This window comes from Euzebya rosea (genome assembly GCF_003073135.1).
Lineage (GTDB): Bacteria > Actinomycetota > Nitriliruptoria > Euzebyales > Euzebyaceae > Euzebya > Euzebya rosea.
Map to the genome: position 1 here is coordinate 19,954 of NZ_PGDQ01000012.1, position 15,150 is coordinate 35,103.

The following is a 15,150-nucleotide window of genomic DNA, read 5'->3' on the forward strand; positions in this document are numbered from 1 at the left end:
GAGCGGGAGGGTGGGCTCGGGCGCGGCGGCATGGCGGCACGTCGACGGTCCACTGTGCGGCGCCCCCTCAGGCCCGCACCCGACCGTTCGGCCCCTGCCCGGCCGGCCACGGCTCGAAGTGACCATCGGTCTGCGCCACCGTCACATGTGACGCCACTGGCGGAGGAGGCTGGTGCGTAACACCGGGGACATTCGCTCGTTCCCTCCTCCGGCGCCCTGCGACCGCAGTCGCGGGGCCGGTCACGTCCTCAACGCAGTCAGGAACCCAGCAACCATGAGCAGTCCTTCGCGGACCGTCGCGGCATGGCTGACGGCGGCAGCCCTCCTCGCGGGATGCGCGCCGCCGTCGACCCCGGATGCCATCGCACCGACCGACATCAGCGAGCTTCGCGAGGAACGGGCCGAGCTGCTGAGCCGCAACGAGCAGCTCGCCGGTCAGGCGCTGTCCACCCAGCGGAGGGTCGAGGACGCGGAGGCCGAGCTCGTGGCCCTCGGCGAGCTGCTCGACGAGCGGCGAGGTGAGGTCGAGGAGCTGGACGCCGAGATCGACGACCTCAACGACGAACGTCGTGCCCTGGATGCCGAGCGCCGGCGGCTCGAACGAGAGGTCCGCGATGCCCGAACGACCCTGGAAGAGGACACGACGGCAACCCTCCAGCCGGTGGCCGCACCCGCACCTCGGCCTGCCTCCACGACCGCCCATCGAGGCAACTGCGTGATCAACCCCGACCGGGGCGACATCGTGTGCGAGACCAACACCGGCGAGTACGTCTGTCGGGGGTCGGCCTCACCAGCCTGCGGCACCAGGTCGCGCATGGAGACCCGCGGCACCTGCGACGTCTACTGGAACGGCGGCCGGGTGTGCGGACCGAACCGGGGGAGCCACGACCCGCCCGCCCACACGGGCGTGTCGCCGGACGACGTCACGACCAGCCCCTCCCCCGCCCAGCAACCCGCTGACACGCACACCTCGGGCGCGGGTGTCGGCCGCAACTGCAGCGAGGAACGCGCGCACGGGCACTCCAACATGTCCCGCTCGCATCCGCACTACCGGTCACAGTTCGACGGGGACGGCGACGGCATCGCCTGCGAGACCTGACACCAGCGACGACGTGAGCGAGACCGACACCGCCCACACAGCCGTCACCCCGTGGTCGCGGCCACAAGCTGGGCCAGCCGTTCCTCCGGCCGCCCGCTGACCTCCAGGACCCGCGTCCCTGCGACGACCGCTGGGGCATCGACGAGGTCCAGCAGGGCCGCATCCATCGCCGTGCGCAGCTCGGGGTCCTCGTCCTCCGACACCTCGATGCGGTCGTGCGTCGACAGCGGCAGCACCACGAGCAGGTCGACGTGCTGCATCGCGTCCGCCGCCGCCCCGACCTCTCGCTCGCGTTCCGCCTCCGGGGCGGCCGGACGACCCAGCGCCTCCAGCGCGTCGAGGTAGGCGACGAAGTCCAACGGCCCACGCTCGGCGATCACCCGCGCCCCGGCCGGCACCTCGACGAGCCGGTCGGCCGAAAGCCACAGCTGGGCCAGGAACACGTCCACGTCGGGATCGTCCGGGGTCTCGTCGAGCAGCTCGAAGGGGTCGGGGAACACCTCGAACCCCGCTGCCCTGCGCGCGAAGTCGGCGACGAGGGTGCTCTTGCCGCTTGCATGGGTGCCCGAGACGACGATCCGCATGCGGAGGACGCTAGTACAGCAACATCCCGGGAGATGAACGGGGGCGAGCCGACACCCGTCGGCCCGCCCCGCTACAACGCAAGGGACGGGAGCCAGACGGTCAGCTCGGGCACGAACGCCACCACGACGACGACCAGCGCCAACACGGCGAGGAACGGCGTGACCGCACGCACCGCCTGACCCGTACCGACGTCGGCCAGGCCGGCGCAGATGTACAGCAGGATCCCCACGGGCGGGGTCACCGTGCCGACCAGCAGCGCGGTGATGATGATCATGCCGAGGTGCAGCGGGTCCAGTCCCAGCTCGGGCCCGAGGGGCAGCAGCACCGGGGTGATGATCGTGGCCGCGGCGACGGTCTCGACGAACATGCCGAACACCAGCAGGAACCCGATGACGACCAGCAGGATGATCCGCGGGTTGTCGCTCAGGCCGACCAGCGCATCCACGACCAGGCGGGGCAGGCCGACGAACGCCAGCACCCATGCGAAGCTCGTCGCCACGAACAGCAGCAGCAGCAGGACGCCGGTCAGCTCACCGGTCCGGATCGCCATGCGGCCAACCATCGACCAGGTCAGCTCGCGGTAGACCAGCTTGCCGATCACCAGCGAGTAGACGACGGCGACGACGCCACCCTCGGTCGCGGTGAACAGCCCCTCGAGGATCCCGTAGACCAGCAGCGCGGGCAGCACCCCGGCGAGGATCGAGCGCTTGGCGGTGCGCCAGACGTTGGCCAGCGAGAACGGCACCTGTGCACCGACCTGCTTGCGTCCCGACCACCACGTGATGATGCCCAGCGCCAGCCCGACGGACAGGCCCGGCAGGACCCCGGCGAGGAAGAGGTCGCCGATCGACAACCCCGAGATGCCGCCGTAGATGATCAGCAGCACGCTCGGTGGGATCAGCGACCCGATCGTCGCCGAGCTGGCGGTCACCGCGGCGGCGAAGCCCGGCTCGTAGCCGGCCTTCTTCATGGCGGGGATCATGACCCCGCCGATGGCTGCGGTGTCCGCCGCGGACGACCCGGACACCCCGGCGAACAGCACGCTGCCGCCGACGTTCACCAGGCCGAGCCCACCCTTGACCCAGCCGATCAGGGAGTTGGCGAAGTCGATGATGCGCTGGGACATCCCTCCACCGGTCAGCAGCTCGCCGACGAAGATGAAGAACGGGATCGCCAGCAGGCTGAAGGAGTCGATGCCGGCGAACGAGCGGCTGAACAGGGCCGTCAGCGGGATGTCGAGCCACAGCATCGCCGCCAGCGTCGACACCCCCATGGCGTAGGCCAGCGGCACACCGATGGCCGACATGACGAGGAAGACCCCGATGAGCGCGACGCCTTCCACCTAGACCACCCCTCCCCGCTCGACGACGACCGCATCGGCGTCGCCATCAACGGCCACGGACTCCTCGATCCGGACCGGGTCCGGCTCCCCGAGGAGGACCCGGCCGAGGAAGGCCAGCAGGAACAGCAGGCCACCGATCGGGCCGCTGGCGAAGGTCCACGTCGTCGAGACCTCCATGGCCGGGCTCAGCCGGTCGAGGTTGGCGACGGCGAACCGCAGGCCCTCCGTCGCGAGCAGCAGGAAGAACACCACCGACAGCCCGCCGACGATCCAGCGCAGCACCCTGCCGGCCCGGCTGTCGGCGTCGACCGACAGGGTGTCGATCCGCAGGTGCGAGCCGTTGGCGACCGCCAGCGCACCGCCGACGAACGTCATCCACACGAGGATCCGTCGGGCCGTCTCGTCGGTCCAGTCGACGGTCACCAGCCCCACGTACCGGTTGAGGACGTTCGTCAGCGTGATGCCGATCACCAGCAGCAGCAGGCCCGCCACGGTGACCTGCAGCGCCCTGACGTAGAGCCGCCAGGCGGAGTCCAGCCGGGAGGGCGCCCGGGTCACCGCCCGAGCTCCGCCCGCATGCGGGTGAACAGGTCGGTGGTGGCGTTGGCCTCGAACTCCTCCCACTGCGGCAGCACGAGCTGGCGGAAGGCGTCGACGTCCTCGACCTCGGCGACCTCGATGCCCTGCTCGATGAGGTACTCGCGGTCGGCGACGTCAGCGGCCGGCCAGCCCTCGCGGTTGGCGGCCTCGGCGTTGCTGGCGGCGGTCCGGATGGCGGCCTGGTCGGCCTCGCACAGCCCGGACAGGAAGTTGGGGTCGACGGCGATGGCGAGGTTGGCGTAGGCGACCGGCAGCTCGCTCATGCTGTCGCTGACCTCGTACATCGAGGTTGCACGGGTCGCCCAGTACGGCAGCCAGTAGGCGTTGATCGCCCCGGTCTGCAGCGCGGTGTAGGCGTCACCGAGCGGCATGGCGACCGGCTCGGCACCGAGCAGCCGCCAGGCCTCGACGGCGACGGGGGCCTCGGGCACGCGGATGGCCAGGCCCTGCAGATCCTCTGGGGTGGTCGCGGCGTCGACGCCGCCGAAGAAGGGGATGAGCGCGCCCACGGAGGACCAGCCGAGGATCTCGATACCGGCCTCCTCGAGGATCAGCGCGTTGATGTCCTCACCGATCGGCCCGTCCATGATCTGGTGGAACTCCTCCTCGTTCTCGAAGAGGAACGGCAGGTTCGGTGCGGCGACGTCGGGCACGACCGCACCCAGGGTCGAGGCGTCGGACCACGCGAACTCGATCACGCCGTCGCGGAGCAGGCCCGCCCACTCGGCGATGCCGCCCAGCTGCCCGGCGGGGAAGACCTCCATGGTGATCCGGCCGTCGGTGGCCGCCTCGATCTCCTCGCCCATGGCGACGAACGCGTCGTGGCCGATCACGGTGTCACCGAGGTGGTGGGCGAACCGCGTTTCGATGCCGGACTCGCAGTCCTCGGTTCCCGCAGCCTCGTCGTCGGGCCCTGCGGCCTCGGTTGCGTCGGTCGCGTCCGCGGCCTCGTCGGTGCCGGTGTCTGCGGCGTCACCGTCGCTGGAGCTGCAAGCGGTCAGCATCATGACCAGCAGCAGCGCGAACGCGATCGCCCGGGTCGGTGTCGTGGTGGCCCTGTCGTGCATCGTGTGTTCTCCATGTGTCATCACCGCCCGAGGGGGCGGTCGGCTCTCGCCACGAGGGCGACTGATGCGCCTGTCGTTCGCGCCGTTCCCCAGCGCGCAACAGACGATCTACTGACTGGTCGGTAGAACACTAGGGCACCACGACAAGCAGGCGCATCAATATCCGTGAACTCCACGACAACGAGACCGCGGGGGCGGGAGGGTGTCAGGTGCCGTGGATCGCGCCGAGCGTGTCGTCGGCGAGGGCCTGCCCGGCTTCTTCGTGAAGGTTGCGGGCCACGTCGACGCCGGCGGCCTGCAGCTCGGCGACCTGGTCGGGGTAGTTGGCGACGGCGGCGATGCGCACGTCGGGGAGGAACTCGCGGACCCGCTTGACGCACTCGACGTTGGCGTGGTGGCGGCCCATGGTCACCACGACGAGCTCGACGTCGGGGTGCAGCCGGACCCGCTCCCAGAAGTCCCGATCCAGCGCGTCGCCCCGGATGACGTTGCGCCCCCTCCCGACATGGCGCAGCAGCTTGGCCTCGTCGACATCGACGCCGAGCACGCAGTTGCCTCGACGGATGACCAGCTCGTCGAAGGCGCCCGTGCCGACCCGCCCCATCCCGAAGACCAGGATCCGCGCGTCGGCGATGTCGATGACCGCGTCCTCGGCCACGGTCGGATGTCGCTCGAGGGAGGCCAGGGCGTCGCCCACCCGCCCGTGAAGCGCGTACCGCAGCCGCCCCCCGATCGACGCCGCCACGAACGACAGCCCGACCGCCACGGCGAGGGCGGCCAGCCACTCCTCGTCGATGAGCCCCTCCCCCAGCGCGGCCGCCGCCACGATCAGGCCGAACTCGCTGTGGGTCGACAGGTGGAGCGCCGCGCCGAGGGAGGTTCGGGCCCGCAGTCGGAACCGGGTGAACAACCAGACCAGCAGGAGGGTGCGCAGGGGGAGGACGACCAGGACGATGCCGCCGATCGCCCATGCGGGCCCCGTCGGGATGCCGGCCAGCCCGATGGACAGGAAGAACCCGACGAGGAGCAGGTCCTTGAAGTCCAGCAGCCGGCTGGCCAGCTCGGGGGCACGTCGATGGTTGGCGAGCAGGATCCCGGCGACGAGCGCGCCCAGGTCCGGCTTGAGGTCGACCAGCGAGAACAGCTCGGCGCCGACACCGACGGCCGCGGTGAACCCGAGGAGCACCAGCGTCTCGCCGTGGCCGACCCGGTCGAGGAGCCAGCCGAGCAGCGGACCGACGATCAGGAACGCCGGGACGACAAGCAGCGCCCAAGGGGAGGGCTGGGTGCCGCCGACCGCGACGAGGAAGGCCACGGCGAAGACGTCCTGCAGGATCAGCACGCCGATGGCGACGCGGCCGGCGACCGACGCCGTTTCGTTGCCCTGCTCCAGGACCTTGACGGTGAACACGGTGGAGCAGAAGGAGAAGGCGAACCCGATGACGACCAGCCCGACGGGGTCGAGGTCGGCGGCCAGCGGGAGGCCGAGCCATCCGACGAGCCAGAGCAGGCCAGCCATCCCGGCGGTGGCCAGGACCGCGAAGGCGGTGGCGGTGCCCCAGACCTGCGGCGCGGCCAGCGTGCGGACCCGCAGCTTCAGGCCGATGCCGAAGAGCAGCAGGAGGATCCCGACGTCGGCGACGACCTCGATGGCGGAGGTGGCCTCGAACCCGAACCCGTGGAGGACGAACCCGGCGGCGATGTACCCGATCAGCGGGGGCAGCCCAACGGTGCGCGCAAGGAAGCCGAACCCGAAGGCGGCCAGCAGGAGCGCGATGTCCATGGGTGTGGATCATCGCCTGTCTCGCGGACGCGCACATCCCCCAGATCGCGTAGGGGCCGGGAGGAACAAGGCTGTGCACAACCGTTCGGGCCCTCGTGCGGCTCGCGCTAGATTGCCCCCGACATGGTGGTGGCAGGGGGTAGGGCCGGATGACGACGGCAGGGATCGACAGGAACGACGCCGAGCTGGAGATGACGGTGTCCCTCGCGCCCGGACACGGGCGGATGCAGCCCGGCAGCCTTCGTGCCTACACCGACGGCCGCGTCGTGCTCCGACGAGGCGCACGGGAGTGGCAGTTCGGGCCGAAGGCCAGCGTCGACGCGAGCGAGCAAGGTGAGGTCGTGGTCGCCGACGCCGCAACCCCGGAGCGGCTGGTACGCCTGCGGTTCGGGGACGTGCCGACGATCACCGTCGAGCAGCGCTTGGCGATCGTCGCGGCACTGCTCGTCGTGGTGCCCACTGCCGTCCTCCTCCTCGGGGTGAGCGCCCAGGTCGTCGGGGTCGGGGTGATCCTCGTCATCAGCCTTGCCCTACGCGGCCGGAGCGACGGCACCGCCGAACGCCAGCGGTTCCTCGAGCACGCCGAGCTCGTGGGTCATGGCCACTTCGACGATGCGAAGGCCGACCTGACCTGGGTGCCCACCGTGGCCCTCGCGGGCCCCGTCGATCGCCGAGACCGTCGACTGATGTTCGTGGAGTACGCGGCCGGTTCGCTCGGGGCCCTTCCCTTCGTGCTGGCGGCGCCGTTCCCCCTGACCACGTCCGAGACGGCGAACCTCGTGCTCAGCGTGGCCATCGACATGGCTGTCCTGTGGTTGGCGGCCATCCGGGTGGCCCGGTTGCCATGGCGCCGGGTGAGTCGTGACGTCCTCTTCGCCCTGGTCATCGTCGGCGGGGTGTGGGTTCCGCACATCGTTGCGCTGGCCTGGCGCACCGGGGCCATGGGCCCATGAGGGGACGTCCACCAGCACGGGAATCCGGGGGTCGACGAGCGCGGCCGGTGACGTCGGCAGGTCGATCCCGGAGGTGACGTCGCGCCGTTGGGCATCGATGCGGGCCAGGACCTCGAGCACCGGACCGAGCGTGTCCTCCGGAACGTCGAGGAGGAAGCCCGGCGAATTGCCGGGGTGTGCGCCGTCCAGGGCGAAACCCAGCGACGTCGCCATCTGACCGGGAACGCCGGCGAGCGCACCGGGCAGCCGCACGACCCCTCCCGCCGCAACTGCGCCCGCGAGCAACCCATGGTCCACGTGTTCGGGTTCTCCGGCGACGGCACCCGCGATCGCTTCCGTCGCGCCAAGGGCGATGCTCCCGACCAGCAGGAGGGTCCCCCCCGGAACCGATGACGAAGGCCACCGTGCCGACCAGGCCGAGGATCGCCTGCCCCACCTGCGCCACGTCCGCCACACCCGCCGCCACCCCGTTGCGCACGACCGGCGTCGCGACCAGCTGTGGCTCGTCGAAGACCCGGCCATGACCTCGGCGAGCTCGGGGGCGTGTGTTCGCAGCTCGGCCATGACGCGACCGCTGAAGGTGTCGAACACCGCGGCCACGAAGGCGTCTCGGGGCGCGGCACCGCACACGGCACACCTCCGTCGAACGTCACCCGGCCGTCCATGGTCGGCGTGTTCGCCCGGAGGGTCCGTGCCACCGCGGCGGCACCATCGGCGAACGCCTCGTCCAGCTGCCGAGCCCGGACATGCAGCCGCGCGAGGTCGGCCTCGAGCGTCGTGCATCGGTCCCGAGCAGCGTTCGCGGCCTCGTACCGCGACGACGCCCGCATGCGGAGGGACCGCTGGTGGGGTTCCTGGCCCTGCACTCCCTCGAGTCGGTCTGCACGGCGAGTCAGGTCGTCGGCCTCGCCCAGCAGCTGCACCCGTCGATCGTCCTGCTGGTGCCACTCGCGATGTGTGCCTCCACGTCGGCCAGGAGCCTTCGTGCCTCGGCCCGCAGGAGTTGCAGCGTCTCGGCCCACCCCGAGAGGGCACGACCTGCGTACTCGGCAGTCTCGGCCATGCCCTTGCAGGGTTCGACCAGCGTCTGCCACGACCCCATGTAGGCGTCAGCCATCGCACCGGCCCAGCCCGAGTCGGCCATGTCGAACCCCAACCGGTCGACCCCGTCCGCGATCGCGACGGCTGCCGACCCGCCCGCCAGCAGCCGCTCGGCAGCTGCTGCGACCTCTCCTTCGTCGGCCTCCTCCAGCACGGCCAACCCCAGGTCCGACCCCAACAAGCCCCATCCGTTCACGTGTACGTGGTTCCGCATGTCGAGCACCCCTTGTCCAACAGTGCTGTTCATTACATCTTAAATCTCGTAAAGCTGTGTCCACACCTGTTGACAACTGTCGATTAGTCATTGCTCGAGGCCGGCCCACGGCACCGCCACGGGCGCCTCGGATGGACTACGGTTGTCCACGGCGCCCGGCCGTCGCACGGCCCGGCGGGCTCCATCCGGCGACCATCAACGGGAGATGACCACGTTGCTCGCGCCACCCACGACGCTCCCCGACGAGTTCCGCCCGCTCACGCGGGAGGAGTACAACCGCCTGATCGACCTCGGGGTCTTCGAGGGCTCGAAGGTGCAGCTCGTCGGAGGGCTGCTGATCGAGATGACCCCGCAGAAGGACCCCCACTTCCAGCTGATCGTCGACCTGACGATGATCCTGGCCCACCAGGTCCACGGGCGACACTCGGTCAGCGTCCAGGGGCCCCTGCAGGTCGACGACATCTCCGAACCCGAACCCGACCTGTCGATCCTCCCGCTGCCCAGGTACGGCGGCGTCGGGAAGACCAGCGAAGCGCTGCTGGTGATCGAGGTGGCCGAGTCGAGCCTCGCGTTCGACCTCGGCGAGAAGGCCAGGCGATACGCGGCCGCTGGTTATCCCGAGTACTGGGTCATCGACGCCGTCCATCGCGTGGTGATCCGCCACACCGACCCCCGGCCAGACGGCACGTGGGCAACCATCGACCGCCTGACCAGCGGTCTCCTCGAGCCCGTTGGGGTGACCGACGTGACCGTCGACCTCGACGAGCTCTTCGACTTCTGACGGCGGTGTGCCGGGCCTCAGCCGGGCACGGCCACGGTGACCGTCCGGCCGCCCCAGCCGTTGGCGAGGTCACGGCCCTCCACGGTGATCTCCTCGACGCCGTCGGGGATGACCAAGCCGGTCAGGGACCGCGTGAACGGCTGCTCGTTGGCATGGTCGTGGGTCAGCACGCGCACACCGAGCTCGGACCCGTCGGGCGCCAGCGCACGGAAGGCGTCGGCGTACCGCTCGGGTGAGTCGTACGGCGAGGAGATCGTCGCCGACAGCGTCCACGCCTCCCCGGACCGTGCCAGCTCGGCGTCGATGACGTCCGGGAACGACTGCTGCACCGTCGCGTCCTCCACGGTCGGGCTGGCCGCGCCGGCGCCGTCGGTCGACGCCGTGTCCTCGGCGCAGCCAACCATGGCAGCCAGCAGGGCCAATGCGACGATCATCCCTCCGGCACCGCGCCGCACCGGCCGGCCCACGGTGGTCAACACCCCAGGACGCCGGCGATCGCCCGCTCGTGCGAGGCGGAGATCGCGGCGGCCCCACCAACCAGTCGAACCTGCGAGCGACACGTCCCCAGCGATCCGAGCGCCGACGCGGTTGACGACGGGACGGCGCCGGCCAGCCCCTCGGTCAGCAGGACGACACCGTCGTCGCGAACGGCGGCTGCCGCGGCGGACAGCGCGTCGGGGAAGTCACGGCCGGTCGCGATCCACACCGATGCCGGCTGGCCCGTCCGGGCGACGGCTTCCTCCGCCGCCAGCCGGGAGGTGTCGTAGCGGCCATCGCCCCCGAGGCGGGTCACGGTGGCGCCCTGCGCCCGCAGGTCGTCCAGCACCTGCTCGTCGACGACCGCCTGCCCACCGACCACCAGCACCTCGGCCTGCCCGATCACCGCTCCGGTCCCCGCCGACACCGTGCGGCCGTCGGTCAGCAGCAGCGGCGCCTCGAGTGCGCCGGCCAGGGCCGCCCCGGACAGCCCGTCGGGGAAGGCGAAGCCCGATGCGAGGACCACGATCGACGGGTTCCCGCCGGTCCGCTGGGCGGCCGCCACAGCCGTGGCGATGCGGTCCTCGCCGCTCACCCGCTCGACGTCGAGCCCCCGCTGGCGCAGGGCCCGCACCACCGCCTCGTCGATGGCCGCCGGGCCGCCCAGCACGATCACCCGTCCGGCCCCCAGCCGGTCGATCTCGTCCAGCGTCACCTGCGGGACCGCCGACCGGTCGGTCAGCAGCAGGGCGGCGTCCTCGGCGATCGCCAGGGGCGCGCTCACCAGCGCGTCGGGAAACGTCGCCGCGCTGGCGAGGACCACCGCCCCCGCACCGTCGAGCACGCGCTGGGACACCGCGACGGCAGTGGCGATCCGCTCGCTGCCCTCGATCCTCGACAGCTCCTCGGCCCCGCCGTCGCCACCTGCCTCGACCAGCAGGACCCAGTCGTCGTCACCACCGGCGTTGCTTCCCGGCGGTGCCACGCGGACCCCGGTGGCGGTCAGCTCGGGGGCGGCGTCAACGGTGGTGCCGTCGACGGGGTCGTACCACCGCACGGTCGCCCCTGACGGGTCCTGCCGGAGGTCCAGCGCGATGGACCGCAAGGTGGGCAGGTACACCACGGACACGCTGCGGTCGGCGGTGGCCGCTGCCACGGCGAAGTCCTCCTGGCCGTAGTTGCCGGATCCCTCCACGACCAGCGATGCGTCGAGGTCGGGTTCGAGCACCGTCCACGGCAGGCGTTCGAAGAGGGTGCGGACGTGGACCTGGTCCCGTGCGCCGGGCGCGTCCAGGGCGTCCCGCCAGACGGACACGAACTGCCAGATGGCAGAGTGGCCGTAGACCTGCCCGGCGGCGCCGCTCAGCAGCGACCCGTAGGACTGGGCCCGGAGCTCCTGCCGGGTGACGTCGCGCTCCTCCTCGTAGGCGGTCTCGAACAGGAAGTGCGGGATGTCGATCTCGTCGGTGTGGTCGTCCCGCGACTTCACGTAGGCGGGGTCGTAGGTGTAGGTGGCGTCGATGTCGAGCGCGAGGTCGAGGCCGAGGTCGGTGGCGCTGTCCCCGGGCGTGCCGTGGGCGGTGCGGAGCTGGGACGCCCCAGCGGCTGCCAGCCCACGCTCGACGGCCTCGACCAGCCGGAGGCCCTCGGGCGGCGGGGAGTAGTCGCCGGCGTGCAACCACACGACGTTGTCGGCGTCGGCGAACTTCTGTCCGACGTAACGACCGTAGTCCTCCATGACCTGTTCGCCGGCCGCCAGCATGTCCTGGTACCAGCCCTCCGTGCCCCCGTCGAACCCGAGGTAGGCGGGCGCGAGCAGGACCATGAACCCCTCGTCGGCGGCCTGCCGCACCTGATCGACCGCCGCATCGAAGTAGGCGTCGTTGGGGGCGGAGAAGTCACCGGGCGAGGCGAACGGGTCGTTGCCCGCTTCGTCACGTGGCGGGTCATCGGCGAACTCGTGCTCGATCAGGTTGACGACGAGGGTGTTGAACCCCTGCTCGCGCCTGGTGGTGAGGTAGTCGGCGGTCTCCTGGGCGTCGAGCTGCAGGACGAGTGACCAGGCCGCGTCGCCATGGATGAGGAAGGGGTCGCCGTCGGCGTCGACCAGGTGACGGTTCGTCGCGTCGACCGCGAGGGGGAAGGTGGGTCGTGTCAGCTGGGCCGCGTCGGCGATGCCCTGCCCGTCCGTCGCCTCGTCGAACGCCGGGCCGGTGGTTGCGGGGGCGTCCTCGGTCGACGGATCGTCGGGGCCGACAGCCGGGGTGGCTGTTCGTTCCGCGCTGGACGAACCGACAGGGGACGATACGTCCGCCTCGCCGGCGCAGGCGGCCAGGACGAGGGCGAGGGACAGCAGGATCAGGACGAAACGACGGTGCGGTGCCACACGAGAGGAGTCTACGACCGTCCCGAAGCTGCAGGACGCCCGCCCCTGATCACATGGTCACCCGGGAAAGGATCTCCTCGAAGGCCGCGTCGGCCAGCGCGACGAGCTCCGCGTCGGTGCGGTCCTGGATCGGGTGGGGCACGAACACGCGAGCGGCGTCGAACCCGAGCGCGTCGGCCTGGGTGTCGGCAGCTTGGACGAACTCCGTCGAGGCGACCATCACGCCCACGAGACCTCGTCGTTCGAGGTCGGCGATGTCATGCACACTGCACGACGTGCAGGAGCCTCAGTCGGCCAGCGCCTCGATGACGACGTAGCACTGCTCGGCGATCTCCTGCCGCAGGTCAACGGGGGCGGGCTTGGCGAACGTCGGCTTGCGGTACCGCTCGACCGCCACCCCACGATCCCGCAGCCGCTCCTCGATGCGGTCGAGGAACACGTCGCCACGCGCCTTGGAGATGTCGAGCAACCCGACCACCTTCCCGTCGAGGCTCGCCGGGCGAGGGTTGCGCGACCGCACCGCCGGGGTGCGCTCGTCGGTCGGGTCGAGCACCCACCTGGTCGTCACGCCTGCACCTCCACGGTCGTCGGGTCGCTACCGGCCTCGCCGCTGACCCATCCGCCGATGATGCCAGAGAACATCCCAGCGGCGCCGCCGGCATGGACGATCAGCAGGCCACCGGGCCGGAACTTGGGGATGTCCATGTCCGCGACCTGCTCGGGCAGCCCCTCGTCGATCCCGCCGGCGCCGCGGACCATCTCCTTGCCCGGGATGGTCAGCAGCGTCGCCAGCTCGGCGTGGAGCCGTTCGCGGTCCCAGCCGGCGTCGGCGAAGACCCGGGCGTGTTCGGGGGCGACGACCAGCATCGCGTCGAACGCCATGGCCAGCTTGGGGTGGGCGACGCTGCGCAGGCTGGCGGCCATCGATGCGGCCAGCGACTCGGGGCGTCGGCTGATCTGGTCGATCATGCCGTGCACCCCGCACCCGGCGAACACCGTCACGGTGGTCGCGTCGGCGGAGAAGCCGCGCTCGACGGCGAGGGAGGTCCAGGGCGAACCGTCCTCGTCCTCGGCGAAGCAGAACGTGTACTTGCCGGGCTGGCCGAGGGTGGCCCGGTCGACCCCGCCGGGGCGCCCGCCGCCGAGGTTGCGCACGATCAGGTTCAGCGCCCGGCCGATGGTGGCGTTGGCGCGGTTGCCCTGGCCGAGGGCGTTGATGCCGCTGTTCATGCCGATCCGTCGGGCGCCGGGTCCGTTGACCACCACGACCGGTCCGGCGAAGTAGGTGGTCGCCAGCAGGCCGTGCATGTTGAAGGAGTCCGAGCAGGCCGCCTGGACGGCGGCGATGACGACGGGGAGGTACTCCGGCCGGCAGCCGGCCATGACGGCGTTGACCGCGACCTTCTCCACGGTTGCCTCGGCCAGGTTCGGCGGGACGACGGCGACGACCTCGTCGGGCGCACGGGTGGTGCCGGTCAGCATCGCGGCGACCCGTTCGGGGGTGGGCGGGACGACGGGCAGCCCGTCGGTCCAGCCACGGTCGTACATCGCCTCGATGTCGTCATCGGCCGACGCGAGCTCCACCCGGCGGCTGGCCAGCCCGTCACCGGCGAAGCGTGCCCGCAGCCGGTCGGCGACGTCGGGGTCGGCCGACAGCGAGCCGCAGCCGGGCCGGAAGTCCGGCAGGTCCGGCCCCAGCCCGGACAGACGGGTGAACGCCTCCCACTCGTCGCGATCCCACCCGACGATCCGGTCGACCACCTCACCGTCGGCGACCCTGAGCACCGTCGGCACCACCTCGATGTCGTGGTGCCACGACAGCGACAGGTCCTCGTCGTGGAGGGGGTCGACGGTCGCCGGCCACGCGGGGTCGTCCTGGGTGACGACGGTCACGAGGCCGGTGGACCACAGCCGTTCCAGGACGGGGACCACCAGCACGCAGGTCGGGCAGTCGCGCTTGACCACGACGACCAGGCCCTCGGGCAGGTCCGGCACGGTCGGTGAAGCCATCGACGATGACGCTACACCGCAGGCGCCGTCCCGGTCCTCGCCGGGGGAGCTGTGGACAAACGGGCATCGACCCGCCCGTCGCTGTCGCACCCCCGGAGCACGGTGAGCCCCATCGCACCGACAAGGGAGGATCCCATGGACCAGCACGACATCTCCGACTTCATCGACCGGCTCGACGACCCCAGCGGGTTCGAGGCGGGGGCAACCAGGACCGCGACCGCCATGCCCGCCCTCATCCAGCATCGCCGGGCGGGCAGGGTCGACGACTGGCTCGCGCTGGCGGCCGACGCACTGCGGGCCTGCCTCCGTGATGGCTGGCAACCGCCCTCGGCCCACGCGCTGCTGCAGACGCCCGACGCCGTCCGGACGATCGAGGCCGAGCCGTGCTGCGAGACCAGCTGGTTCATGGCCGAGCTGAACCGTACGGCCGCGACGCTCCCCGACGTCTGGGTGGCGCTGGCGGTCCCCGACAGCGAGCCACACGGCATCCCGGTCGGGTACTGGAACCCGGCCAACCGCGGCCCGGTCGACATCGACCACGTGCGGTTCTACGCCGAGGTGCGGGGGCGCGGGCTCGGCCTGCCGCGGGGCGTCAGCATCCGGACCGCTCGGCTGGCGCTCGACGACGGGCCGGTCGACCTGACACCCACCGACGACGCGAGCCTGCGGCGGCTGGGCCGGCGCATCCTGCATCGCCACCCGATCCGGCGACGGTGAGGTGGTCGCTGGATTTCAGCTGAGGGGAGGTTCCC

The 15,150-nt window shown here is 71.4% G+C and carries 15 protein-coding genes; 5 read left to right on the forward strand and 10 right to left on the reverse strand.

Going from position 1 to position 15,150, the window contains the following annotated elements; all coding sequences use genetic code 11:
- Window positions 1–274: 274 nt before the first annotated feature.
- Complete coding sequence (locus CUC05_RS25380) at window positions 275–1,099, forward strand: excalibur calcium-binding domain-containing protein (protein ID WP_205712374.1); 825 nt, start codon at window positions 275–277, stop codon at window positions 1,097–1,099.
- Between the two features lie 44 nt (window positions 1,100–1,143).
- On the opposite strand, the gene CUC05_RS16100 is transcribed toward CUC05_RS25380, so the two are convergent.
- The 5 genes from CUC05_RS16100 to CUC05_RS16120 all read right to left on the reverse strand — a co-directional run bounded on the left by CUC05_RS16100 (window position 1,144) and on the right by CUC05_RS16120 (window position 6,476).
- Entirely contained in the window at window positions 1,144–1,683 is a 540-nt protein-coding gene (locus CUC05_RS16100; protein WP_108667153.1) for an AAA family ATPase, read from the reverse strand.
- Window positions 1,684–1,754: 71 nt separating this feature from the next.
- Window positions 1,755–3,026 (reverse strand): TRAP transporter large permease, encoded by a 1,272-nt coding sequence (locus tag CUC05_RS16105; RefSeq protein WP_108667154.1) that lies wholly within the window; start codon window positions 3,024–3,026, stop codon window positions 1,755–1,757.
- Window positions 3,027–3,584, reverse strand: a complete 558-nt coding sequence (locus CUC05_RS16110; protein ID WP_157965649.1) for a TRAP transporter small permease — start codon at window positions 3,582–3,584, stop codon at window positions 3,027–3,029.
- Window positions 3,581–4,693, reverse strand: a complete 1,113-nt coding sequence (locus tag CUC05_RS16115; protein ID WP_108667156.1) for a TRAP transporter substrate-binding protein — start codon at window positions 4,691–4,693, stop codon at window positions 3,581–3,583. The genes CUC05_RS16110 and CUC05_RS16115 overlap by 4 nt, the downstream gene beginning before the upstream one ends.
- Before the next feature lie 205 nt (window positions 4,694–4,898).
- A complete protein-coding gene (locus CUC05_RS16120; RefSeq protein WP_108667157.1) occupies window positions 4,899–6,476 on the reverse strand; it encodes a cation:proton antiporter family protein in 1,578 nt (525 codons plus the stop codon).
- A gap of 149 nt (window positions 6,477–6,625) precedes the next feature.
- On the opposite strand from CUC05_RS16120, the gene CUC05_RS16125 reads away from it, so the two are divergent.
- Both CUC05_RS16125 and CUC05_RS16130 read left to right on the forward strand, forming a co-directional pair.
- Window positions 6,626–7,429, forward strand: a complete 804-nt coding sequence (locus CUC05_RS16125) for a hypothetical protein (RefSeq protein WP_108667158.1) — start codon at window positions 6,626–6,628, stop codon at window positions 7,427–7,429.
- An 87-nt stretch (window positions 7,430–7,516) separates the two neighbouring features.
- Window positions 7,517–7,822, forward strand: coding sequence for a hypothetical protein (locus tag CUC05_RS16130; RefSeq protein ID WP_108667159.1), 306 nt, complete (start codon window positions 7,517–7,519; stop codon window positions 7,820–7,822).
- 499 nt (window positions 7,823–8,321) lie between these two features.
- Here CUC05_RS16130 and CUC05_RS16135 read toward each other — a convergent pair whose 3' ends face one another.
- Complete coding sequence (locus tag CUC05_RS16135; RefSeq protein ID WP_157965650.1) at window positions 8,322–8,711, reverse strand: hypothetical protein; 390 nt, start codon at window positions 8,709–8,711, stop codon at window positions 8,322–8,324.
- A gap of 238 nt (window positions 8,712–8,949) precedes the next feature.
- On the opposite strand from CUC05_RS16135, the gene CUC05_RS16140 reads away from it, so the two are divergent.
- Window positions 8,950–9,525, forward strand: a complete 576-nt coding sequence (locus CUC05_RS16140) for a Uma2 family endonuclease (protein WP_108667161.1) — start codon at window positions 8,950–8,952, stop codon at window positions 9,523–9,525.
- 17 nt (window positions 9,526–9,542) lie between these two features.
- Here CUC05_RS16140 and CUC05_RS16145 read toward each other — a convergent pair whose 3' ends face one another.
- The 4 genes from CUC05_RS16145 to CUC05_RS16165 are packed head-to-tail and all read right to left on the reverse strand — an operon-like array spanning window position 9,543 to window position 14,398.
- On the reverse strand, window positions 9,543–9,959 hold the full coding sequence (locus tag CUC05_RS16145; protein ID WP_157965651.1) for a hypothetical protein: 417 nt from the start codon (window positions 9,957–9,959) through the stop codon (window positions 9,543–9,545).
- A gap of 38 nt (window positions 9,960–9,997) precedes the next feature.
- Complete coding sequence (locus CUC05_RS16150) at window positions 9,998–12,388, reverse strand: apiosidase-like domain-containing protein (protein WP_108667163.1); 2,391 nt, start codon at window positions 12,386–12,388, stop codon at window positions 9,998–10,000.
- A gap of 49 nt (window positions 12,389–12,437) precedes the next feature.
- Complete coding sequence (locus CUC05_RS25915) at window positions 12,438–12,956, reverse strand: UGSC family (seleno)protein (protein WP_276308911.1); 519 nt, start codon at window positions 12,954–12,956, stop codon at window positions 12,438–12,440.
- Entirely contained in the window at window positions 12,953–14,398 is a 1,446-nt protein-coding gene (locus CUC05_RS16165) for a YbbN family protein (protein ID WP_108667166.1), read from the reverse strand. Before CUC05_RS16165 ends, CUC05_RS25915 begins: the two co-directional genes overlap by 4 nt.
- A 135-nt stretch (window positions 14,399–14,533) precedes the next feature.
- Between CUC05_RS16165 and CUC05_RS16170 the strand changes: the two genes are divergently transcribed.
- Window positions 14,534–15,115 (forward strand): hypothetical protein, encoded by a 582-nt coding sequence (locus CUC05_RS16170; protein WP_108667167.1) that lies wholly within the window; start codon window positions 14,534–14,536, stop codon window positions 15,113–15,115.
- Window positions 15,116–15,150 lie beyond the last annotated feature (35 nt).

Bases quoted from the DNA above. Each gene is read 5' to 3' on its own strand.
- CUC05_RS25380 (WP_205712374.1), top strand. From the start codon at position 275: ATGAGCAGTCCTTCGCGGACCGTCGCGGCATGGCTGACGGCGGCAGCC.
- CUC05_RS16100 (WP_108667153.1), bottom strand. From the start codon at position 1,683: ATGCGGATCGTCGTCTCGGGCACCCATGCAAGCGGCAAGAGCACCCTC.
- CUC05_RS16115 (WP_108667156.1), bottom strand. From the start codon at position 4,693: ATGCACGACAGGGCCACCACGACACCGACCCGGGCGATCGCGTTCGCG.
- CUC05_RS16120 (WP_108667157.1), bottom strand. From the start codon at position 6,476: ATGGACATCGCGCTCCTGCTGGCCGCCTTCGGGTTCGGCTTCCTTGCG.
- CUC05_RS16125 (WP_108667158.1), top strand. From the start codon at position 6,626: ATGACGACGGCAGGGATCGACAGGAACGACGCCGAGCTGGAGATGACG.
- CUC05_RS16140 (WP_108667161.1), top strand. From the start codon at position 8,950: ATGACCACGTTGCTCGCGCCACCCACGACGCTCCCCGACGAGTTCCGC.
- CUC05_RS16145 (WP_157965651.1), bottom strand. From the start codon at position 9,959: ATGATCGTCGCATTGGCCCTGCTGGCTGCCATGGTTGGCTGCGCCGAG.
- CUC05_RS16165 (WP_108667166.1), bottom strand. From the start codon at position 14,398: ATGGCTTCACCGACCGTGCCGGACCTGCCCGAGGGCCTGGTCGTCGTG.
- CUC05_RS16170 (WP_108667167.1), top strand. From the start codon at position 14,534: ATGGACCAGCACGACATCTCCGACTTCATCGACCGGCTCGACGACCCC.